This is a genomic window from Thiomonas sp. UBA7699 (assembly GCF_002482605.1).
GTDB classification, from domain to species: domain Bacteria; phylum Pseudomonadota; class Gammaproteobacteria; order Burkholderiales; family Burkholderiaceae_C; genus Thiomonas; species Thiomonas arsenitoxydans.
Genome location: NZ_DLGH01000024.1, coordinates 53,560 through 75,367, shown reverse-complemented (window position 1 = coordinate 75,367; position 21,808 = coordinate 53,560). Strand labels below are relative to the sequence as shown.

16 protein-coding genes and 1 pseudogene are annotated in these 21,808 nt (G+C 65.7%); 10 read left to right on the top strand and 7 right to left on the bottom strand.

Annotated elements, in window-relative coordinates:
- Positions 1 to 200: 200 nt before the first annotated feature.
- Positions 201 to 1,715, bottom strand: a complete 1,515-nt coding sequence (gene thiE / locus B3H47_RS10865) for a thiamine phosphate synthase (RefSeq protein WP_286987016.1) — start codon at positions 1,713 to 1,715, stop codon at positions 201 to 203.
- Between the two features lie 219 nt (positions 1,716 to 1,934).
- Between thiE and B3H47_RS10860 the strand changes: the two genes are divergently transcribed.
- The gene (locus B3H47_RS10860) at positions 1,935 to 2,438 is read left to right on the top strand and encodes a hypothetical protein (protein ID WP_286987015.1); all 504 of its coding nucleotides are present in this window, start codon (positions 1,935 to 1,937) and stop codon (positions 2,436 to 2,438) included.
- A gap of 59 nt (positions 2,439 to 2,497) precedes the next feature.
- Here the strand turns inward: B3H47_RS10860 and B3H47_RS10855 are convergent, their stop codons facing one another.
- Both B3H47_RS10855 and B3H47_RS10850 read right to left on the bottom strand, forming a co-directional pair.
- Complete coding sequence (locus B3H47_RS10855; protein WP_286987014.1) at positions 2,498 to 4,042, bottom strand: heavy metal sensor histidine kinase; 1,545 nt, start codon at positions 4,040 to 4,042, stop codon at positions 2,498 to 2,500.
- Positions 4,032 to 4,709 (bottom strand): heavy metal response regulator transcription factor, encoded by a 678-nt coding sequence (locus tag B3H47_RS10850; protein ID WP_286987013.1) that lies wholly within the window; start codon positions 4,707 to 4,709, stop codon positions 4,032 to 4,034. Before B3H47_RS10850 ends, B3H47_RS10855 begins: the two co-directional genes overlap by 11 nt.
- Before the next feature lie 148 nt (positions 4,710 to 4,857).
- Here B3H47_RS10850 and B3H47_RS10845 point away from each other — a divergent pair, with 148 nt between their 5' ends.
- The 4 genes from B3H47_RS10845 to B3H47_RS10830 all read left to right on the top strand — a co-directional run bounded on the left by B3H47_RS10845 (position 4,858) and on the right by B3H47_RS10830 (position 11,125).
- Positions 4,858 to 6,309, top strand: coding sequence for a TolC family protein (locus B3H47_RS10845; RefSeq protein ID WP_286987012.1), 1,452 nt, complete (start codon positions 4,858 to 4,860; stop codon positions 6,307 to 6,309).
- A gap of 6 nt (positions 6,310 to 6,315) precedes the next feature.
- The gene (locus B3H47_RS10840) at positions 6,316 to 7,320 is read left to right on the top strand and encodes an efflux RND transporter periplasmic adaptor subunit (protein WP_286987011.1); all 1,005 of its coding nucleotides are present in this window, start codon (positions 6,316 to 6,318) and stop codon (positions 7,318 to 7,320) included.
- Complete coding sequence (locus B3H47_RS10835; protein ID WP_286987010.1) at positions 7,320 to 10,484, top strand: efflux RND transporter permease subunit; 3,165 nt, start codon at positions 7,320 to 7,322, stop codon at positions 10,482 to 10,484. The genes B3H47_RS10840 and B3H47_RS10835 overlap by 1 nt, the downstream gene beginning before the upstream one ends.
- Before the next feature lie 98 nt (positions 10,485 to 10,582).
- A complete protein-coding gene (locus B3H47_RS10830) occupies positions 10,583 to 11,125 on the top strand; it encodes a cupredoxin domain-containing protein (RefSeq protein WP_286987009.1) in 543 nt (180 codons plus the stop codon).
- Positions 11,126 to 11,127: 2 nt separating this feature from the next.
- Here the strand turns inward: B3H47_RS10830 and B3H47_RS10825 are convergent, their stop codons facing one another.
- The gene (locus B3H47_RS10825) at positions 11,128 to 12,825 is read right to left on the bottom strand and encodes a multicopper oxidase family protein (protein WP_286987008.1); all 1,698 of its coding nucleotides are present in this window, start codon (positions 12,823 to 12,825) and stop codon (positions 11,128 to 11,130) included.
- Between the two features lie 206 nt (positions 12,826 to 13,031).
- On the opposite strand from B3H47_RS10825, the gene B3H47_RS10820 reads away from it, so the two are divergent.
- The gene (locus tag B3H47_RS10820) at positions 13,032 to 13,355 is read left to right on the top strand and encodes a PepSY domain-containing protein (RefSeq protein WP_286987007.1); all 324 of its coding nucleotides are present in this window, start codon (positions 13,032 to 13,034) and stop codon (positions 13,353 to 13,355) included.
- An 80-nt stretch (positions 13,356 to 13,435) separates the two neighbouring features.
- On the opposite strand, the gene B3H47_RS10815 is transcribed toward B3H47_RS10820, so the two are convergent.
- Both B3H47_RS10815 and B3H47_RS10810 read right to left on the bottom strand, forming a co-directional pair.
- Positions 13,436 to 15,112 carry a DUF5666 domain-containing protein gene (locus tag B3H47_RS10815; RefSeq protein WP_286987006.1) on the bottom strand — a complete coding sequence of 559 codons (1,677 nt, stop codon included), beginning with the start codon at positions 15,110 to 15,112 and terminating at the stop codon, positions 13,436 to 13,438.
- Positions 15,102 to 16,007 carry a DUF6502 family protein gene (locus tag B3H47_RS10810; protein WP_286987005.1) on the bottom strand — a complete coding sequence of 302 codons (906 nt, stop codon included), beginning with the start codon at positions 16,005 to 16,007 and terminating at the stop codon, positions 15,102 to 15,104. Before B3H47_RS10810 ends, B3H47_RS10815 begins: the two co-directional genes overlap by 11 nt.
- Positions 16,008 to 16,152: 145 nt before the next feature.
- Between B3H47_RS10810 and B3H47_RS10805 the strand changes: the two genes are divergently transcribed.
- The 4 genes from B3H47_RS10805 to B3H47_RS10790 all read left to right on the top strand — a co-directional run bounded on the left by B3H47_RS10805 (position 16,153) and on the right by B3H47_RS10790 (position 21,228).
- Positions 16,153 to 17,910 (top strand): hypothetical protein, encoded by a 1,758-nt coding sequence (locus B3H47_RS10805; protein WP_286987004.1) that lies wholly within the window; start codon positions 16,153 to 16,155, stop codon positions 17,908 to 17,910.
- A 2-nt stretch (positions 17,911 to 17,912) separates the two neighbouring features.
- Complete coding sequence (locus tag B3H47_RS10800; protein ID WP_286987003.1) at positions 17,913 to 18,782, top strand: EAL domain-containing protein; 870 nt, start codon at positions 17,913 to 17,915, stop codon at positions 18,780 to 18,782.
- A gap of 85 nt (positions 18,783 to 18,867) precedes the next feature.
- A complete protein-coding gene (locus tag B3H47_RS10795) occupies positions 18,868 to 19,212 on the top strand; it encodes a hypothetical protein (RefSeq protein ID WP_013122936.1) in 345 nt (114 codons plus the stop codon).
- A gap of 345 nt (positions 19,213 to 19,557) precedes the next feature.
- The gene (locus B3H47_RS10790; protein WP_286987002.1) at positions 19,558 to 21,228 is read left to right on the top strand and encodes an ArnT family glycosyltransferase; all 1,671 of its coding nucleotides are present in this window, start codon (positions 19,558 to 19,560) and stop codon (positions 21,226 to 21,228) included.
- A gap of 3 nt (positions 21,229 to 21,231) precedes the next feature.
- Here the strand turns inward: B3H47_RS10790 and B3H47_RS10785 are convergent.
- Positions 21,232 to 21,805 (bottom strand): annotated as a pseudogene (locus tag B3H47_RS10785) (TMEM175 family protein).
- Positions 21,806 to 21,808: the final 3 nt, after the last annotated feature.

Genomic DNA, 21,808 nt, shown 5'->3' with positions numbered 1-21,808 from the left:
CCGAATTCACCACACCAAGACACCTGTGCGACAACCGACCTGCACAAACCATAGTCCAGCGAGTATGTCAATTCAAACCAAACATCTCGTTTATTGCATCCATTTACGCCCGCGACGACCTTTCACAGAACGGTGGTAACCAAACGCCGCATTTCAGCAAGACTTCATTTTTGCAGCGTCAACTGTTCAAATTTTGCGCTTCAAACCATCGCCTGCGCCACGGCTTCGTCAGCGCAGGCCGGCCAGATGTGCAGGGCCTCGCGCACGGCCAGGCGCGGGTTGACCGCCTGCGTCACTGCGCTGACCACCGCCGCGCCGGATACCCCGGTGGCCCGCACAGCCGACATTTGCCCCAGGCTGATGCCGCCGATCGCCACCACCGGGTAGCGCGGGGACAACCACTGCCGCCACTGAGTCAGGCGCTCCAGGCCCAGCGGGCGATAGGGCATGGCCTTGAGCGTGGTGGGAAAGACCGGGCCGAGCGCAATATAGGAAGGCCGAAGCGCATGCGCACGGGCGATCTCGGCCGGGGTATGAGTGCTCAGACCCAGACGCAGCCCGGCCGTGTGGATGGCGGGCAGGTCGGCGGTATGCACATCATCCTGCCCGAGGTGCACGCCATAGGCGCCCGCCTCGATGGCTTCGCGCCAGTGGTCGTTGATGAATAACTGCGTGCCCGGCACCTCTCGCGCCGCCTGCACGGCTTCGCGAATCTGCATGCGCAATTCGGCGCCCTCGATTTCCTTGATGCGCAGTTGGATGGTGCACACGCCCCACTCCAGCAGACGCAACACCCAATCCGTATCGGGCACGACGGGATAAAACCCGATCTGCCCGGAGAGCCGCGCGAAATCGGGCGGCGCCTCTTCAGACTGCCCCGGCAACGGCAGCCAGGGCAGATCGTCGCTGTCAGCCCGCGCGTCGGTTCGGGTGTTCGGCCGACCCGGTCCGGCCGCAATGGCCTGATCGATGCCGGCATGTGCTCGCAACTGCGCCTCGGCAGCGGAGTCGAGCACGCTCCAGCCCTCGGCCAGTCGCGCGGCGCACACACTGGCATGAACGCTGCCCGAGCCATGCGCACTGCGCGGCAGGCGGCGGCTGACGAGCGGCAGCACCGTGCTGCTGGTGATGTACCAGTCGGTGCTGTGCGCCCCCCAGGCATTGCCGCCTTTCACCACCACGGCGCGATGCGGCGCGCCCGCTTCCAGCCAGCGGCTGCGAATCGCGTTGATCCATGCGGCCGGGGGAGGCCCCATCTCCCAAGCAGGCAGATCGAGCAAGGCGCTGGCCTCCGCACGGTTGGCAGTGATGAGGTCGGCCCGTTGTGCCAGACGCATGGCCAGACCGCCTCCGTGCGCTCGGGCCCAGGGCTCCGAGCCGTCCGCCGAAGCCAGTTGCGGGTCCCACACCACCGGGCACTGCCGCGCTTCGACAAACTGCGCCACCTCCTCGGCCACCGCGGCATGGCTGATCATGCCGATTTTCACTGCGGCGGGCTCGCCGTCAGCCAGCAAGGTCCGCAGGCTATTGCGCAGCAAAGCCACCTCCGCAGCCTGCACGCCCTGCACGCCGTAGGAGTTCTGCGCGGTCAGCGCCGTGGTGATGCTCGTGCCGCGCCAGCCCAGCGCAGCCCAGGTGGCAAGATCGGCCGCTTGGCCCGAGCCCCCCGTGGGATCGTGGGCGTCAATGGTGAGGAGATAGGCAGTCGTCGTCATATTGGAGTTTTCTCGGTTGCTTACCGCAGTGTAGGCAAGCTGCGCTACGGCTCAAGTCTTGTAAGCTGAGCACCCCTATTTCAGTTCGATGGCAAGACCCACTTGTCAACTTTCCCTGATCGTCTCCGTTGGTATCCCATGAAACCAAATCTCGCATTCCCCGCCCTCCTCCTGAGCGCCTGCGTCTGGGCTTTGCCTGCGCACGCTGATGGCCCCCCGGTGAGCATTCAGTTCAGCATTGGCACGCCGCCCCCGCAGCCGGTCTATGTGGCGCCGCAGCCGGTGTATGCGCCGCCGCCCGTAGTCGTCGCGGCGCCGCCCACCATGATTTGGCTCCCCGAATTCGGCGGCTATGTCGCGCTGGGGGTATCGCAGCCTTTGTTCTACCTTGGCGGCGTCTATTACTACAACAGCGGTGGACGTTGGTACACCGGCCCGCACTACGGCGGCCCGTGGCATCCCGCCGCACGCATTCCGCCCGGCCTGCGCCAATTCCATGATCGCGACTGGCAGCGGGCCCAAGACCGCGCTTATCGCCACGACCGCGATCCGCAATGGAAGCGTTTCCGCGCCGAGTCGCCCCGCCCCGGTTATCGCCCCGAGGGCGGCCCCCCGGGACAACGCCCAGACCACGGACGCGGCCCGGACCGACATGACCGGGAACAGCAAGGATACGGGCCTGACCATGGGCCAGGCAACGGTCACGGACGCGACAATCACTGAAAGCCGCGAGAGACAAGGCGGCCATCGCGGCCCTCTGATCAGCGCCCCTGCGCTGTTTTTCAGGCGGGCCAGTCCAGCATCATTCGGGTTCCGTGATTCGGAATGCTCTCGACACTGACCTCGCCGCCATGCAGGCGCACGATGTTGCGCACCAGGGCCAGGCCCAGGCCCAACCCACCGCGGCTTCGGCTGCGCGCGGCATCGGCGCGGTAAAAGCGGTCGAACAGGTACGGCAGATGCTCGGCGGCGATGCCGCACCCGGTGTCGGCCACTTCAATACGTATTACGCCTCTGTGTGGATGCGCTGAGAGCGTCACCGCGCCGCCGCGCGGGGTGTGCGCCAAGGCGTTGCCGATCAGATTGCCCATGGCCCGCTGCAGCAGCATGCGGTCGGCTTGAAAGGCCAATTGCGGTGTCACCCGCACATGAAGGCGCACCTCGGCCTCGGCTGCGGTTGCTTCGAAGAAATCGGCCAGGGTGCGGAGTTCCTGCGCGACATCCAGCCGTTCCAGCCGCAGCGCGGCATCTGGATGCTCGGTCTGCGCCAGAAACAGCAGGGTCTGGATCATTTGCGACAGACGCTCGCACTCCTCCACCGCCGATTCGAGCGCCTCACGGTACTCGCCAGGTTCACGCGGTCTGCCCAGCGCCACCTCCAGCCCGCCCCAAAGATTGGTGATGGGTGTGCGCAATTCATGCGCCATGTCGGCGGAAAACTGGGAGATGCGGCCGAACGATTCCTCCAGCCGTTGCAGGGTGACATTGAAGGCCAGGGCGAGCGTCTGCAGTTCTGCGGGCAGGCGTTGGGTATCGAGCCGCTTGTGCAGGTCTTGCGCACCGATACCGCGCGCGGAATCGGCCATATGCCGCAAGGGACGCAGACCGCGCCAGGCGATGCCATAACCCGCCGCGGCCGCAGCGAGAATGGCCGCGAGCAGCACTGCCGAAAGGCGGAGCCGGTAATCGGCCAAAATACGCGACTCCGCCGTACGGTTCAGCGCCACTTCCAGGCGCATGGGTGTGAGCGCCGCCCCTGCCACAACCCGCGCCGTCAGGGGCAGCAGGGCGGTGAGGTAATGCTGATCGTGAGGCAGATGCACTTCGTGCAATCGCGGCGCTCCCTCAACGCCCGGCGTGAGAAAAGCGCCTTCATTCAGCGCACGGCTAAAGCCCGGTGTTTGCAGCAGCACGGCCCCACGAGCGTCCAGCAGGCGCAGGTAGAGATCGCGCGGCGCATCCGGCGGCAGCTTGAGATAAGCCTCCTGCCCCACCTCATCACTCTGCACGGGGTGGGTCTGCAACAGCGCGGCAACGGTATCGAGTTTGCGCAGCACCGACTCGCGGTCTTCCTGCATCATGCGCGCGCTCAGACCCCAGTACACCCAGCTGCTTGCCGCCAGCAGGATGAGCGCCAATGTCAGCGAAAACGCTCCCGCCATCCAGGCCGCCAGCGAGCGCGGCGGCAGCCCGTACTGGCGCAGACGGCGCAGCGCAAAGTCGGTCCAGCCCAGCAGGCCCATGCCTTGCCTCTTTCGGCCCTCGCCTGCCTGGGTTCGCGGGGAAGGCCGGGAAGCGACCACGGCCTCGGTCGAATCACTTTGCATCGCGCACTTCCAATACATAACCCACCCCGCGGACGGTGTGCAACAGCGGCGCGGGGAAGGGCTCGTCGAGCTTGCTGCGCAAGCGACGAATGTGTACGTCCACCACATTGGTGTCGCTGTCGAAGTTCATATCCCAGACCTGTTCGGCAATCAGGGTGCGCGACAGCACCTCGCCAGCGCGTCGTGACAACAGCGCCAGCAGCGCGAACTCCTTGGGGGTGAGCGCCAGCCGCAGCCCGCCGCGCTCGGCGCGCTGGCGATGCATGTCAACCCGTAGATCGGCCACTTCCATCACGTCGGGCATGCGCGTGACACCGCGCCGCAGCACACTACGCACCCGCGCCAGCAGCTCGGAAAACGCGAAAGGCTTGACCAGATAGTCGTCGGCGCCCAGCTCCAGCCCGCGTACCCGATCGGCCACGCCGTCGCGCGCGGTGAGCATGAGCACCGGGGTGGTCTGCCGCGCCCGCAGTTCGCTCAACACACTCCAGCCGTCGCGGCCGGGCAGCATGGCATCGAGCACGATCAAGTCGTACGGCTGGGTCAGCGCCAGATGCAGACCATCCGTGCCATCGACGGCGACATCTGCGATGAAGCCGTTCTCCCCGAGTCCGCGCTTGAGATAGGCCGCCGTCTTGGCCTCGTCTTCGACAATGAGAATTCGCATCCCCCATTGTCGGCCCGCCGCTGGCAGAGCGACGTATCGGTCTGCAACATGACGGAATCGTCATGCGGACTTCATGTCGGCGTCAAGCCCCGCAGTGCAGCATGCGGGGATGACAGCACGCTCATCAAACCGCTCTTACGCGGGTCGATTGCTACTTGCAGCTCTGCTCGCAGCGCTGCTGGGGGGTTGCGCGAGCGCACCGGCTTTGCCCACCGAAGTCACTCCGCAAGCCAGCGCAAATGCACTGCAACACCGCAGCCTGCTCGATCCGCGATTGCAGCGTTTCATCGCCCTGCAGACAGGGAAGCCGCACCCAATCGCCCAGCCCTGGACGCTGCAAGATCTGAGTCTGGCCGCCCTCTACTTCCACCCCAGCCTGAAGGTGAGCCGCGCCAACGCGCAACTGGCCCAGGCCGACTTGCAGATCGCCCGCCAGTATCCCAACCCCAGTTTGCAGCTCGGTCTGAAATACGGCGCTGCGGCCGGGCTGCTGGCGCCGAGCCCGTGGACTGTGGGCATGGCCATCGGCCTGCTGCTGCAATCGCAGGCTCAACGCACCTCAGAGACCTCGCGTGCCGAGGCGGGCGTGCACGCTGCGCAGTTGCTGCTGAGCGGCGCACGCTGGACGGTACGCGACCAAGTGCAACAGGCCTATGTCTCGCTTTGGGCGGCGCAGCAAAGGGCGCATCTTCAGCAACAAGTGCTGGAAACCGATCTAGCCTTGCAAGGCCGCACCGCCGCGCGGGCGCAAGCGGGTGTGGACTCGCCACTGGCCGCCGCGTTGGCCCAGCAGGCCGCACAAAGCGCCGCCCTGCAAAAGAGCCGCGATATCGGCGCGGAAGGCGCCGCCCGCGTCGCTCTGGCCGGTGCGATGGGTCTGCCGGTTGCCGCGCTGCAGGGAGTGAAAATCGACTTTTCTGCGCTTCACAGCCTTCCAACCCTTCCAGATGCAACCCAGCTAACGCAGTTGCGGCGCAAGGCGCTGGAACAGCGCGACGATGTTCGCGCCGCCTGGCAAGAGGTGCTCTCGGCGCAGGCCGCCCTGCGGCTGGCGCAGGCCCAGAGCGACGGCGGGCCGCCGTCGATCGCTCCCGGTGCCGAGCGCGATCAGGGTGTCAACCGTCTGATGCTCGGCGCTCGCATCCCTCTGCCCCTGTTCAACCAGCATCAGGGCCAGATCGCTGCCGCCCGCGCGCGTTTGAGCTTGCGTGAAGCCCTGCTCAAGCAAACGCAGGCGCGAGTGCTCGTGCGCATCGAACGGACGGAAACCGCCCTGCAAGCCGCACAAGACCGGGTGCGCCAGGCCGAGCAATTGATCGCCGCCAATCGGGCATTGCTCAACGCCGACCTTGCCGCACAGCACCGCGGACTGCTTGGACCGGAACCTGCCCTGCGTGCGCAACTGCGACTTCTGTCCACCGAGCAGGCGGCGCTGCAAGCGCGCACCGATCAATGGCAGGCGCTCGGCGCATTGCAGGGCGCGCTCGAGCAACCCATTGTTTCGGCAGCCCGGTCGCGGCGTTCCAACTCGGCGCCGCCCGCTGTCATGCCGCCCGCTGTTGCGCCGCACCTATCTCAAGTGATCTGGCGCAAGGAGTAAAGCCTGATGCAGAGCAAAAAACCCTCTCTCTCCCGCCTCAGCCTTGCGGCCTGTTGCGCGGCCGCATGCTGGCTGGGGGCAACTTCGGCGCAGGCCGCCTTGCCGCAGCCCGTGCTGTGGAGCTCTGCGCAGATGGCGTCGGCCGACTTGCGGATCGAGCACCTCACGCCCGCGAATTACCGCACGCGATTCACCGCCAGCGCCACCGTCCAGAGCCCATCGGGTTTGCTGCGCAGCCTGACTGCACTGGACGCGGCAAGGTCGCGGCTCAAGGTCGCTCAAAGCAACCTGCAACTCGCCGCCATGCAGGCGCAGCGCGATCAGGGGCTATTCGAGGCCGGACAAAATGTCGCGCTGGCCGAGGTGCAGCAAGCGCAGACGGAAGCCGAGCAAGCGCGGGCCGAGGTCGACAGCGCCCGTGCGGCAGTGGACGTGGCTCAAGCACAGCTCACCGCCCAGCTTGGCACGGCGCTGGCGTCGCAACTGAGCAGGCAAACTGCGGTGCGGCAGGCCATTCTGAATGGGAGCGAACTTATCGTCGATCTCACCTTGCCGCCGGGCCGAGCCCTGCCCCAGACAGCGCAAGTCGAACTGCATATTCCAGGCAGCCAACGCACAGTGCACGCCCGCGTCATCGGCCCGGCCGCTGCGGCCTCCAGCCAGTTGCAGGGATGGCGCGAGGTGCTCATCGCCCCCGCCGCACCCGGTCTGATGCCGGGGCTGGAATTGGTGGCCGAAGTGCAGTCCGCACGAGCGCAATCTGGCGTCAGGCTGCCGTCCAGCAGTGTGGTGTGGACTGACGCCGAGGCGGTCGTGTTTGTCGCCGCCTCAGCCGACGGCAAGGCCCGCTATTTCACCGCGCGCAAGGTGTCCACCGCCTGGCCGTTGCACGGCGGGTATGTGCAACCGGGCTGGGGCGCGGTGGATGTGGTGACGCGCGGCGCCGGACTGGTGCTGACGCCGCCACCGAAACCACACGCCCTGCCCACGGTTGGCGGAGACGACGACTGATGGCTCGCACCTCGGGTTGGCAAGCCGCGCTCATCGCCTTGAGCATTCGTCGCCGTGGCGTGGTGCTGGCGCTGGCGGTTTTGCTCGCCGTGCTGGCGGTGAACGTCGCGCGCACCGCGAGTACCGACGTGTTCCCCGAATTCGCCGCCAAGATGGTGAAGGTGCAGACCGAGGCCAACGGCCTGTCGCCCGAGCAGGTGGAACTGCTCGTTACCAACCCGCTGGAGGCGGCGTCCAGCGGGCTGCTGGGGGTGAAGCAGGTGGCGTCGAAAAGCCTGCCGGGTATCTCCATCCTGAAGCTGTATTTCGAGGACGACACCCAGCTGCAGGAGGACCGCTGGCGCGTGGCGCAACACCTCGCCAGCGTGCATCTGCCTGCGGGCGTCGGGCCGCCGCGGCTGATTCCATTGACCTCCAGTACGGGCACGGTATTGATGGCCGGGCTGACTTCGCACCGCAAGAGCCTGATGGATCTGCAGTCCATCGCGCAATGGGATATTCGCCCGCAGCTCATGGCCGTGCCCGGCGTGGCCAATGTGCTGGTGTTCAGCCAGCAGGTGCGGGCGCTGCAGGTGCGGGTCGATCCGCAGGCGCTGCAGAGTTTTCATCTCGATCTGCAGCAAGTGCAGGCGGCCACCCAGCACGCCACGGGGCTGCTGGGCGCGGGCTTCATGCCCACGCCGCAGCAACGCGTGCTGCTGGTCAGCCACGGCGCGGCCGACACCCCACAGGCGCTGGCCGACACCGTGCTGCGCGCCACGCCGGACGGCGCCATCACTCTGGGCGATGTGGCGCAAGTGGGCTATGCCTCGCTGCCCGCCATCGGCGGCGCCAGTATCAGCGGCCAGCCTGCAGTCATCCTCAAAATCCAGGAGTCTTACGGCGCCAACACTCTGCAGGTGACGCGCGGGGTGCAGGCGGTGTTGCAGCGCCACCGGGCCGCGCTCGCGGCGCAGGGCATCGCGCTGCATGCCAAGCTGTTCCGCCCGGCGGACTTCATCACCATCGCCATGCGCAATGTGCGCGATTCGCTCGTGCTGGGCGCGCTGCTGGTGGTGCTGGTCATTGCGCTGACGCTGCTGGACTGGCGCGCGGCGCTGATCTCCTCGCTGGCCATTCCGCTGTCGCTGCTGGCCGCGGTCACCGTGCTGGTGTGGATGGGTGTGACGCTCAATGTGATGACCCTGGGCGGCCTGGCGATCGCTATCGGCGTGGTGGTGGACGATGCGGTGATCGACGTCGAGAACATCCTGCGCCGACTGCGCGCCAACGCCGTGGCCGCGCACCCGCAGCCGCCGTTGCGCGTCGTGCTCGCCGCCTGCCTGGAAGTGCGCGGCGCGGTGGTTTACGCAACGGCTGCGGTGCTGCTGGTCATCGTGCCGATCTTGTTGCTGCCGGGACTGTCGGGCCGCTTGTTCGCGCCGCTGGCGCAGGCTTATGCGCTGTCGGTGCTGGCCTCGCTTGCAGTTGCGCTCACGGTCACGCCAGCGCTGGCCGCGTTGCTGCTGGCCGGGCGCGATCACCGGCTTTATACGCCTGCCCCGGTACGCGTCGCCCAACGTGGCTATGGCGCCCTGCTCCACCGTCTGCTGCCGCACTGGCTGCCCGCGGCACTCATCACCCTTCTGCTCGTTGGCGGTGCGGCGCTGCTGGCGCGGGGCATGGGCGGCAGCTTTCTGCCACCGCTGCAGGAAGGGCAATACATCGTGCACATGCGGCTGGCGCCGGGCGCCTCCATCCAGGCTTCGCTGGACGAAGGTGCGCGCGTGACCCAGGCGCTCGAACGCTTGCCCCAAGTCCGCTTGGTCGCGCAGCACACCGGCCGCGCCACACTTTCGCCCGACGCCTCCGGCACGCAAAGCAGTTCGCTCGACGTGAATCTCAAACCGGGTGCTGATTCGGCTCAGGCGCTGGCCGCCATCGAGCGCGTGCTCGGCGGTTTTGTCGGGGCCAGCTTTCGCGTCAACAGCTTTCTCACCGAGCGCATGGACAACACCGTGGCCAGCGGCGCGGGTGCGCCGCTGGTGGTGCATGTGCTGGGCAACCATCTGCACCCCCTCGATGCCGTGGCCGCCCGAGTGGCCACCGTGCTGAGCCGCCTGCCCACGGCCACCGGCGTGCAGTTGCAGGCGCCGCCCGGAGTGCCGCAACTCGACATCAGCCTGGATGCGCAGGCGCTGCGTCGCTGGGGGCTGCAGCCGCTGCCGGTGCTGCAGACCATCCAGACCGCGTTTGCCGGCCGCATCACCGGCACGGTGTTCCACGGCGCGGTGCCGGTGCCGGTGCGCGTGGTGCTGGACCGCAGCGCCCGTAGCAATCCGCAGGCACTGGGCGATCTGCTGATTCACACGCCGACGCTGGGCTTCGTGCCACTGTCGCAACTGGCGCGCATCAGCGCCGCCAGCGGCCCGTCGGACATCCGCCATCTGGGCGGGCAGCGAGAGCAGACCGTGCTGGCTTCCACCACATCGACCAATCTCACCGGCTTTGTGCAACGCGCCCGCGCGGCCATTGCCCGGCTGGTGCAACTGCCGCCAGGAATCACCCTGCAATTCGAGGGCGAGGCGGCGCAGCGCAGCGCCACGCTGCAGCGGCTGGGTGTGGACGTGCTCGGGGTGCTGGCCGGATTGATCCTGCTGCTGTCGATCGCCTTGGGACGCAGACCTCATGCGCGGGAGGGGTATGCGGCCACGCCGCTGCAGGCCGCTTCCACCACGACGCGGCAGGTCCTGCTGGTGCTGCTCTCGGTTCCCACCGCTTGGGCGGGCGGCGTGTTCGCCGCCTGGCTGGTGGGCGGCGTGCTCTCGCTGGGCGCGGTGATCGCCCTGCTCGCGCTAATGGGCATCAGCCTGCGCAATGCCATTCTCATCTTTGCCCATGCCGCGCAATTGCAGCGCGAGCAGGGCCTGGACTGGAACACCGATACCCTGCAGCGCGCCGTGGCCGACCGTTTGGCCGCCATCGTGATGACCAGCCTGGTCACGGCACTGGGTGTGCTGCCGCTGGCGCTGGGCCTACACGCTCCGGGGCGCGAAGTCGAAGGGCCGATGGCCGTGGCGCTGCTCGGCGGACTGCTCACCAGCTTGCTCTACAACCTGTTCGTGCTGCCCTCGCTGGCGCTGCGCTTTGGCGTGGCCCATCCCCGGAACCGGGCGCCCGAATGAAGACTCTTACCGCTCACACTCATCCCTCGTTTGCAACCGGCACGAAGCGGTGGTCGCCGCCAGTTGTTGCACAACCCGCCATCGCCAAGGAGATCAACTTGCACACGTCCAACCCCCTGCGCGCTCGGGCGCGCAATGCCGCGGCAAGCGCGCTGCTGTCAGCCGGCGCCCTGCTACTGGCGCCCGGCAGCTTCGCCGCCACCGCCGCAACACCGGTCTATGTGCACATGAACGGCGCGAACATGTTTCTGGAAAACGTGGTGATGGTGCGCCCCGGGCAAAAGGTGGTGTTCGTCGATCAGGACACGGGCGCGCACACCATCATCGGCTACAACCCGCTGACGGGCAAAACCAGCACCCGCTTCGATGGCGCCGTGCAAGGCACGCCCGGCCCAGGACACCCGGTGAGCACCTACGCGATTGCGTTCAAGCATCCGGGGTTGCAGTTCTATTACTGCTCGGTGCACGCCGAACTGGCGAAGGAGCCGGGCGGCCGCACCGTGCCGAAAAAGCGCCCCACCGTGCACGGCTTCGGCGACCCGATGGCCGGGCTGATCATCGTCACCACCGACAAACGCCTGCTGGCCGATAACCCGCCGACGACGCACGAGAAAATTCTGCCGGGTTACTTTGGCGGCTGAGATCAGGTCACGGTGAACTGGCCCATCATGCCGTTGTCTTCATGCTCCAGAATGTGGCAATGGAACATGAAGGGATGGGCATCACCCGCCGGTTGACCGAAGTGGGCGATGAGCCGCACGGTTTCGCCCCGCCGCACCAGCACGGTGTCTTTCCACCCGGCTTCGTGCGCGGGCGGTGGGTTGCCATTGCGGCTCAAAATCTGGAACGAGGTGCTGTGATAGTGGAAGGGATGCGCCATATGGCCCTGATTGGCGACTTCCCAAATCTCGGTGGAACCCAGCCGCAGCCGCTGGTCGATGCGGGCCATGTCCATGTGGTGGTGGTTGATGGAAAACAGCTTCTGCCCTCCTACCCCCAGGCTCATGCCGCCAGGACCGACTTCGCTCGCATCCATCACCTGCGAGCCGCTGCGCATGCTCCCCATACCGCCCATTGCGCCGCCCATCATGTTGCCCGACATGCCCTGCAGGGTGAAGCGGCGCACTGGCGCGTCGGCACGCAACACGGGCAGATCCACCATCCGGGCAGGAAGCCGTGCGGGGGTTCCCGCAGGCGGGCCGACTCTGAACTCCAGCAGCTCGAAGCCTTGGTGATCGAAGGAGTCGGCGTCCATCGGCATAGCGCTCAGATCCGGCACCACGGCGCCGGAATTGCTGCGCAATATCAAGCGCTTGCCCTGATCGCCGCGTAGGTCCACCAGAATTTCAGCGCGCTCGCTTGGCGCCAGCAACAAGCTGTGCACCGGCACCGGGCGCGGCAACAAACCGGCATCGGTGGCGACGACATGAAACACGCGGCCATCGGCAAACGCCAAATTGAACACCCGGGCATTGGCCGCATTGAGCAGGCGCAGCCGCACCCACTGCGCCGGCGCGTTCCAGTACGGCTGCTCGCGACCGTTGACCAGAAAGCGGTCGCCCTTCATGCCCATGCGATCCATCATGCGGGTCATGTAAAGCAGTCGGCCATCGGCAGCGAGACGGCGGTCCTGCAGGATGAGGGGAATATCGTCCACGCCGTATTGCTGCGGCAAACCCAGGTGTTGGTCAGCAGGATCGTCCACCAGGAACAGGCCGCCCAGGCCCGCATAGACATGCGGCCCGGTACGGGTGTCAGGATGGGGGTGATACCAGAGCGAGCCCGCGGGCTGCTGCAGGGTGAAGTGCAGGCGGCGTTGCCCGCCGGGCGCGATGAGACTTTGCGGCCCGCCATCCATCTCGCCCGGCACATGCGCGCCATGCCAATGGAGGGTGGTGGACTGGTCCAGCGCGTTGTTCAGATCGATTTGCACGGCTTTGCCGCGCGGCACGCGCAGCGTGGGGCCGAGCACCGCACCGTTGTAGCCCCAGGTGGCAGTCTGCAGACCATCCACCAGCATGCTGTGCCCCGGCGCCATGCGCAGGGCGTAATGCAGCACGCCGTCGCGCGGCTGGCCATGAAGCTCCGCAGGAATGAGCAAGGCGCGGCTGAACACGCCGACTCCTGGCGCAGCAGCCGTCGGCCGTGACTGCCCCATGTCCATGCCCGCCATGCCGCCCATGCCCGGCATCCCCGCCATGCCGCCCATTCCAGCGCCGCGCGCCTGCCCGGCAACCGCAAAGCCCAGCGCCCCCAGCGCCAACAATGCTTTGCGACGGGGCAGATTCAACGGCGCATCCTCTGCGCTGGCAACAGTCTGGCGTTCAGCGGGTGATTTCATGGCGCGCCTCTCTTTAATGATTGGGTCAACATACCGGGTACTGTATGCGGATGCCGCCTGCCGAGTTGTGTGCAGATGTCATCAAACCGTGACGTTTTGCTAAGCGTGCGCTCATTCCAGAAGACGACACTCCTTCCATCGCAAACGGTTTGCGATCGCCGCATCCAGCGGTGTTTCGCTCGCAAGAGTTCATAAGGAGTTTGATCATGCAACAACGCAACAAAACCGCATTTCTGTTCGCCAGCGCGCTGGCTCTTGGCCTGGCCGGCGCCGCTGGCTCCGCCTATGCCATGGACGGTTCGCAATACACCAAGGAAGCCAAGGTGACGCTGAATGAAGCCCGCGCCATCGCTCTCAAAACCCTCCCTGGCGCCACCATCACCGACCAGGAACTCGAAAAGGAAAAGGGCGGCAGCGGCCTGCGGTATTCCTTCGACCTCAAAGTGGAGCAGACCGAGCATGAGGTGGGCGTGGACGCCCAGACCGGCGCCGTGCTTGAAAACAGTGTCGAAGGCGCCAACGCCGACTGATCGACCCCGCCTGAGCAGGCAGCACAAAGCTCTCGCTTCATTTCAACCCGGCGCCGCCGGGTTTTTTTGGGCCTATTTTCTCAGTCGTCGAGACTGATCTCCTGAGCCAGATTCAGGCTACCGGATTGGATGAAGCTCACATCAACTTTCGCCCCATTGACCAGTTTTCCATTCTTGGGCATGACGCCGTTGATCTGGATGGTCAGGGCGTTGATCTCAAAGCTGCTTGCCGTGAGGTTGTAGAGCGTGCCTTTGGTCTCCAGCACGGGCGAGGACGTCCCATCGCTGGAGCCAGAGGAGGCCTGCACTTTCTGAAACGACACGCTGTAGGCCAGCAGCCCGCTCGCCGTATTGGTGGCTTCGATCTCCACGTTGGCCCCATCGATCAATTGCGCGACCGTCCCATGGCTGAACACCACATTCGGGGCGAGCGTGACCGGTAAAGTCTGGGTCTTTCCGTCGTCCTGCACGCTTAGGCTGAACACGCCGCTGGCCGGATTCACTGCGCTGACCGTGCCCTGATAGTCCACCGTGCCGCCATCGGGCGCCTGGCTGAGCACGGACACGCTGCTGGCCGTCACCAGATTGCCGCTGCTGCCCGCCACTTGGCCGACCACGTCCACAAACACCCCGTTTCGCAGCGAAGCGGCGGTGCCGCCGGTGAACACCACGTTCGCCGCAGACGCATCCACCGGTACGCCGCGCACCAGAAAATTGCTGGCGCTCACAAAGCCGGTGATGGTGCCGCGCAATTCCACCTGCGCGGGGCTGTTCGCGTAGGTGCGCAAAGATGTGGCGGTGAGCACCCCGGTGGAGGCATCGGCCTGCCCCTGCACCACTACATACGCGCCATTGCTCAAGCTCTGCACTGCGCTGGCGAGATTCACCGCACTGGCATCGACCGGGATGCCCGCGACCTGGAAGCGGCTGCCCGCCAACTGCGCCACCAGCCCGCCCACCTGCGCCGGGCCGGAAACGCCGCGCAGGGTGCGCACGTTGACCGCGCCTGCTTGAATCGCGCCATTGGCCGCAGGTGCCGTGTTGCTCCAGACATTCACCAGTTGTCCATTCGCCAGCGCCATGCCCGACGGCGTGATCAGGGTTGAAGCCTGAGTCTGCACCAGGGTGGCGCCAATCTGGAAGCTGCCGTTCACCGCATTGAGATGGCTGACCACGCCGGTCAGCCGCGTCACCGGATTGCTGGCGGGCAACTGCTCGATGCGGGTGGCCTGGATATAGCCCTGCCCGCTGGCACTTTGGCCATAGGCGCCGTGTACCTCCACCTGCATGCCGCTCTGCAGACTGGAAAAATCGTTCAACCCGGTGTAGTAGGTCACCGGCCCGGCGTCTGCATTGCTGTTCACCCGAACCGCCACGCCATTGACCGTGAAGCCGCCTGCACCCAGGTTGGCGACCGGCCCCATCAGCTCAGGATCGATGACCACTTTGCTCGGATGCCCCTGGGCGTCGAGACGAATCTGCAACTGGTCGCCCAGATTCACCGCAGTGGAGGAAGTCTGCGCCTCTTCGTCCTGATCGGTGCCCGCGTAGTAAACCGGGCTGGCGCTGCTGTAGGCGGTGCCATCGAGCACCACACTGCCGAAGCCGGTGACGGTGCCGGTGGAAATGCCCGTGCCGCCCGTGCCGACGCCGCCCGTCGTGGCGACCGTGCCACCGCCCCCACAGGAAGCCAATAAGGCGGCCAGCAGAACCAGCGCCACCGCGCCCAGTTTGCGCAAATGATTTTTATGCATCATCACGGTCGTCTCCCGTTGCCGTGGGGTCGGGCTGCGGCGTCTGCTGCGAGACATCCTCCGCCCAGTAGTAGGCGCCAAAACGCAGGCGGCAGGTGGCATCGGCGCGGCCTTGGTCGGCCGCATAACGCCGGGTGGCCTCTGCAATCATTTCGGCGCGTGCCTGCGCCCACAGCTTGCGCGCCAGCTCGCCCAGTTCTCTGGACGATTCGGGCGTCACGCCCTCGGCGAACACGCTTTGCTCGAGTTGGGGCGGCTGCCCCAGCAAATTGCCGACGGCCGCCGCCGCATGGTCCGACAGATTGGCGCCGAACAGATCGAGCAGATCACGCGATCCCGGCGGCGGCACAAAGCCCTCGCGGTGCGGCACGATCCATTCCTGCTCCTTCACGGTCTTGACTGTCACCAGCCCGAGGCGCAGCAGATCGGTCAATGCGGTAAAGGGATGGATGTCCTGCGTGACGCTGCGCGCCAGGCTGTCAAAAGACGGCGCCGGCCCCAGACGCGGCAAAGGCTTGGGGCGTTTGCGCCGGTCGCGATAAAGAGGGTCTTGCACCCAGCGGGCGAACACCTGCGAACTGATCGACATCTCCTGCGCGATGCGGCCGCTCAGCCCATTCGTGCGCCATTCGCGCACATCTTTGCGGTGCACGCCGCTGAGCAGGCTGATGGCCGAATCGGTGTCTTTCTGCCCCGAGCGCAGCAGCTCCAGCCTGGCCTGCTCGATAAACAGGGGCTTGAGTTCCGCGGCGAGACGGGTGTAGTCCAGGCCACTGGCCAGCAGCAGGCGCGCCAGCGGTGCCATGACTTGCGCGAGCGCCCGCAACACATCCTCCGACGCAGGCAATGGATGCTCTGGCGGAGGAGGGCAAGGCAGACGGCGCGGGGGGCGTCCCATGAGTTTTGATCGAGGTGCTTGAAGACGTTTGAAGGGGTTGACCGAAGTTTAATGCAAGATTTTTATTGCATGTTATTTTTTCCCATCTATTATTCCGGCACGCATCGTCATGCGGCGCGCCACCGACCCATTCTTGGAGATCCTCATGCAGCCCTCGCAATCCCGCACACGTTCCACCCGAAAACTCTTGCCCATCGCAGCCGCCCTGGCGCTCAGCCTGAGCGCCTGCGGAGGGGGCGGCGGCGGCACGGCCCAGATCAACCCGGTCGCAGCCAACACCACGCTCAAAGGCGCCGTGATCGATGCGCCCATCGCCAACGCGGCGGTGACGTTCACTACGGTTGCCCCCATGGGCCAGCCAGGCTCGGTGGTAGTGGGCACCGCCACGGCAGACGCCAGCGGCAACTACACCGTGCAGACAACTTTGCCCAACACCTCCGTACCGCTGTTTGCCAATGCCACCTCGCCGGACGGCCAGGTGGTACTCACCGCCTATCTGGGCACGAGCAGCGCCGTGCTCGCCGCGGGCTCGCTCACATCGGCCAACTTGCCCAATCTGGTCATCAGCCAGGTGACCACCGCCGCGCTGGCGGTCTATATCGCCTCGGGCGGCAGCTATGCCAACCTCACGCCTGCTCTTTATGCCGCGCTGCTGTCCCAGCATCACGATGACATCCTCGCGCTGTCCGCCGCGATCAAGGCCGTGGCCGACGGCTACTGCGCTCGCCCGGCGCAGTATCACGACACCGAAGACATGGCGCATGACATCGCCAAGCAGGGGCTGTCCAACAACGCGGCCAGTGCACTGAACTCGGCGTCGACCACGCTCGGTCCGAGTTGCGACGGCAACCTTAAGTCGCTGATGCAGTACATCTCGTCAGATGAACGCTGGGCGCCTGAGCTTGACCTCGGCGACGTGCTGGAGCAAGGCGCACCTGCCGTGGCCCCCGGCACTTACAGCCTGCAGGGCGTGCTGGCGCAATCGGGCATGAGCGCCCTGCCCATGCTGCCGACCCCGCCGGCTTCCGCCGCATCCGCTGCATCCATTCCCACACAGACCAGAACTCTGCCACCTGGCATTCTCAACACCCTGGTCAGCGTGGACGCCAACGGCAACCTCAGTTCGGCGGACGGCAGCGGCACTGTGACCGGCGTGATCGTCGGCAATCTGATGACCCTGACGGTGAATGACGGCCAAGGCAACACCTATGTGCTGGCCGGCAAGGCCGGGCTGCTGCCGAGCGGCTTTGTCGTCGGCGGCACGGCGCCTGCACCCAGCCCCAGTGTGCCTGCGAGCAGCGCTTCATCGACCGCCAGCGTCCCAAGCGCTAGCGTCGGCTATGGCCTGCGCATGGGCGGCCGCACCCAGTCGGGCGGCGTACTCACCCGCTTCGATGCGGTGCTGGTGCCGCAGAACAGTGAGCCGGGCTGGGCGCAAATCGCTCAATACAGTTCTCAGCACAGCGACGGCGTGAATTGTGGGAGCAACAGCAGCATGTTTGGCGTGCGACTCATGGGTACGGGCGCCACAGTAGGGGGGTTGGTGCTCGGCGCCTGCGTCATGCCGCAGACCGCAGGGCTTGATCTCAGTCAGGCTCTACCCAACGGGAATGGACATGACTATAGCGACGACGATTTCAAGCCCGGCGCCAGCGTGAGCTTCGGCAATTTTTCCCTCAACAACACCCGCACTACGCCCTACATCCTGAATGCCCCCAGCGTCACCATCACCCAGTCCAATCCCTCCGGAAAAAGCAGCACCTTCACCGGCCAGATGTTCTATGTCATGGGTGCCAAGGACATGATCTACAGCACCGCTGCGCCCGCTTCCAACGGCCTGTTCGTGATGAACGAAAACCCGCTGGATACGCTGCAGGAAAATCCCGCCCATCAGGACCATTGACCATGGGCGCGCCGGAGTTCATCGCACCGTCGGCCTTGTCTACTGCAGAATCCCTCCTTCCGGCCCAGTGGGTGCGGGAGCGGCTGGGCGCCGCCAGCGGTAGCGACGCCTTTGCGCGCGCCCAACTGCGGCTGGCCTTGCAGGAACAGCGGCTGCGCGTGGCCTATCAACCCATCCTGCGTCTGGACGATCTGCAGACAATGGGCCAGGAGGCGCTGGCGCGTCTGCTGACCCCGCAAGGGCGGGTGGTGACGGCGGAGGCGTTCATCGGCACGGCCGCTAAATTAGGCATCGAGCCGCGCATCGACGCTGTCATCACCGCGCAAGCCATGGCCGCCGCTTCTCAGCCCGTACCGTTCGCGGCGGCCCCGGGGAAATTGTTCCTCAACTGCTCCAGCGCTTTCCTGGCTGAGCCGTCCTGCATGGACAAGCTCGCGCGGCAGCACCAGCACTGGCGGCAGAAGCAGAGCGGCGCTGATACAAGCCAGACACCCTGGGTGCTGGAAATCACCGAGCGCAATCTCGACACCGATCCGGCCCGTCTTCTTGCGAACCTCGAGCCCTTGCTCGATCTGGGCTTTGAACTGGCGCTCGACGATTTCGGCAGCAATCACAGTGCCTTCCCCTATCTGCTGGCCCTGCCCATCCGCTATCTCAAACTGGACCGAAGCCTGGTGCAGACGGGCCTGCGCACGGCCAAGGGCGAGCAGGTGATGCACCACCTGCTCCAGCTTGCGCAAGACCTGAACCTCATCACCATCGCCGAGGGCGTGGAAAGCCAGGCGGCGCTGCAGTGGCTGCGCGACCTCGGCGTGCATTGGGGACAGGGGTTTTTCTGGGGGCAGCCAACCGCCGTGCGGTCGACGCTATGACGCCCGACATGTCCTCCACCGCGCCTTCACTCGAAATATCCATCTGCCCGTCAACCCGTTTCCAACCCGAACCGTTCATCCCATCATGCAAACCACCAACTCCCACCCCCGCTTGCCTCATTTGTTCGCAAAAACCTTGGCGGCAATCGCGCTGAGCACTGTCGTCGCGCTTCCCGCCGCGCATGCGGATGACTCTCCACTCTGGTCACTGGCCATCGGCGTGCCGGGGCTGATCGCCAACGTCGGCAACGCCTACCCGGTGGCGCCGCAGCCGGTCTATGTGGCGCCACCGGTGCAATATGTCCCGGCTCCGGTCTATTACGCCGCACCGCCGCCCTATTACGCCCCCGGACCCCAATACCGCGGAGAAAGGCGCGATCACAGGCATTGGGATCGTCACCATGGAGAAGACGACCGCGGCGGCGACTGAGACGAGCGCGCACCCGGGCAGCGCCTGCCATCGCTCTGTGGGCGTTCACAGCTCGCTCCCTCCGGGGGGCAATGCGGATGACGAAATCGTCATCCGCTTTTCATTTTCACGAGCGCATGTCTTCACGAAAATGTGGCGCTTGCACGCCCGACAGGCTCCTGGCGGTTATAGGCCAATTTGCCAAACTCTTTGCCAAACTCCATTCGCAATTCGCTTTTCATGCGTCACAGCACCTCCCTGCATTGCTCAACCCCACAAGCCGCAGCAACGCCTGCTCACAAGCCAGGGCGGATCGCGGCGCTGGCCGATGCGCGGTGGCGAACCAGTCTTCTGCTCGATGGCCTTGTGTTGCTGATTGCATCGGCGAGCCTGTTCTGGCGTCTGGGTGCCGCCCCCATCCGCGACACCAACGAGGCGCTTTACGCCAGCATTGCCCTGGCGATGGCGCATGGCGGATCGTGGATCATCCCCCATCTCGACGGCGTTCCCTACATCGAAAAGCCGCCGTTGCTTTATTGGTTGATGGCGTTGAGCTTCAAGGCCTTCGGCGCCGGGGCCTGGCAGGCGCGGCTGCCCGACGCCCTGGCCGCGTGGCTGACGGTGCTCGGGTGCATCGTGTTGGGCCGGGCGGTGTCCGCGCCGCTTGCGGGCCGGTTCGCTGCGCTGGTCACCGGCACGGCATTGGGCTATGTGCTGGTCGCCCGCAACATCTTGTTCGATCCGCTGATGGTGTTTTTCTGGCTGGCCGCCCTGGCTCTGCTGGTGCTTGCGGTGGAGCGCCGGCAGCGGGCCTGGCTGCGTGCCGCCGCTGTTGCGGTGGCGCTCGCCACGCTGACCAAAGGCCCGGAGGCTCTGCTGTTGCTCGGCCTGGTCGCCCTGGTGCAACTGCTGGCGGCCCCCGGCGCATGGAAGCGCCGCGAACTGCTGAAGTTCTATCTCGATCCTTGGGCCATCGCCCTTTTCGTACTGGTTGCGGCCCCCTGGCATCTGGCCGCGCTGCGCATCCTGCCGGGTTTTGGCTGGTTTTTCTTTGTCAACGAAACCATCGGCCGGTTCCTGGGCACCCGCATTCCAGATGATTTTCACCATGGTCCTTGGTGGTACTACGGCCCCAAGCTGCTGATCGGCTTTTTTCAGTGGACGCCGCTGCTCGCCGTGCTCGCCGCGTTTGCGCCCCGCTTGCACGGCGACGATACGGCCACCGCGTCAGCGCGCTGGGCGCGCAACACCGCAATCATCCTCACCGTTTTCTTTAGCGCTGCGAGCGACAAGGGAGCGTATTACCTCCTGCCCGTGGTGCCCTTGGTCGCCTGGTGGCTAGGTGTGCGGCTGCAGGCGGCCCTATGTGCCGGTGACGACGGCGCCGCCTTGCCCCGTCGGCTTGGGCTGGGGGCGCTGCTGTTCGGCATGGCCGCGCTGGGCCTCTGGGGATTGACATTCACGCCGCCGCTGCAGGCCGAATTGCTGCGCTCTGGCCTGCCCGCAGCGCAATTCGGCTGGCTGCCCGCGCTGGTCATCGGGGTTGCGCTGGCGGCGTTCATCGGCGGCGCGCTGCTGTGGTCGCGCAGGCTGGCCCTCGGTCTGGCGGTCTTCAGCCTGAGCGCGGTGATCATGGTGGATTTCTCCGCTCAGCTCGCTGTCGCTAAAACGGCCGAGATCTCGCAGAAACAGGTCGCTGGGGTCATGCATCGACTCTTGCCCGCAGACACCGTATGGTTCTCCTGGCAAACCTTCGAGGATCACGACGCATCGCTTTTGTTCTACGGCGTCCCCCACTTGTTCGTGATCGACAGCGCCAGCGAAGACCTTTGGTTCGGCTGCCGGGACGACAGGCGGCAGAACACTTGCGTGAACGAAAACGCGCTGCAGAAGGCCCGGGCCGAGGGCAAGCCCTTCGCTGTGTGGGTGTCGCGCAAGCGGCTGCAAAGCTGGCTGGCCAGCGGGCTCGCCCAAGGGTTGCACAGCACGGCTTTCAAGGACAGCGTGGTGTTTTACAGCCGCGGCGCTAAACGCTAAACCTTAGCGCAGCGTTTTTTCAATCCGCCGGTCAGGAACCAGCCAGAGCAGCGCCACCCCTACATAAAACGCAAGCGCCGCCCCGGCCTGCCAAAAACTGACCACGATGCCTGCAAGGTAGAGCACTGGCGAGAGCTTGCCCTTCCAGTCCTGGCCCAAGGCGCGCCGCAGCACCGATCGCTCGCCTTCCGCGGCGATCAGCGTGTTTTGCAGAATCCAATAGGCCATCGCAGCCATCAGCAGCACGATGCCGTACACCGCAGCAGGCAGCGCGGCAAAGTGGTTTTCCCCCCAGCCAGCCGGTGACGAAAGGGAATAGCGAGAGCCAGAACAGCAGGTGCAGGTTGGCCCACAAGACCGCGCCCGAAACCCGGTCGCACGCCTGGAACAGATGATGGTGGTTGTTCCAGTAAATGCCCACATAGACAAAGCTGAGCACATAGCTGAGAAAGACCGGCCACAGCGGCAGCAGAGCGTCGAGATGCTCGCCGTGCGGCACTTTCAATTCCAGCACCATGATGGTGATGATGATGGCGAACACGCCATCGCTGAAGGCTTCCAGACGTCCTTTTTTCACGCG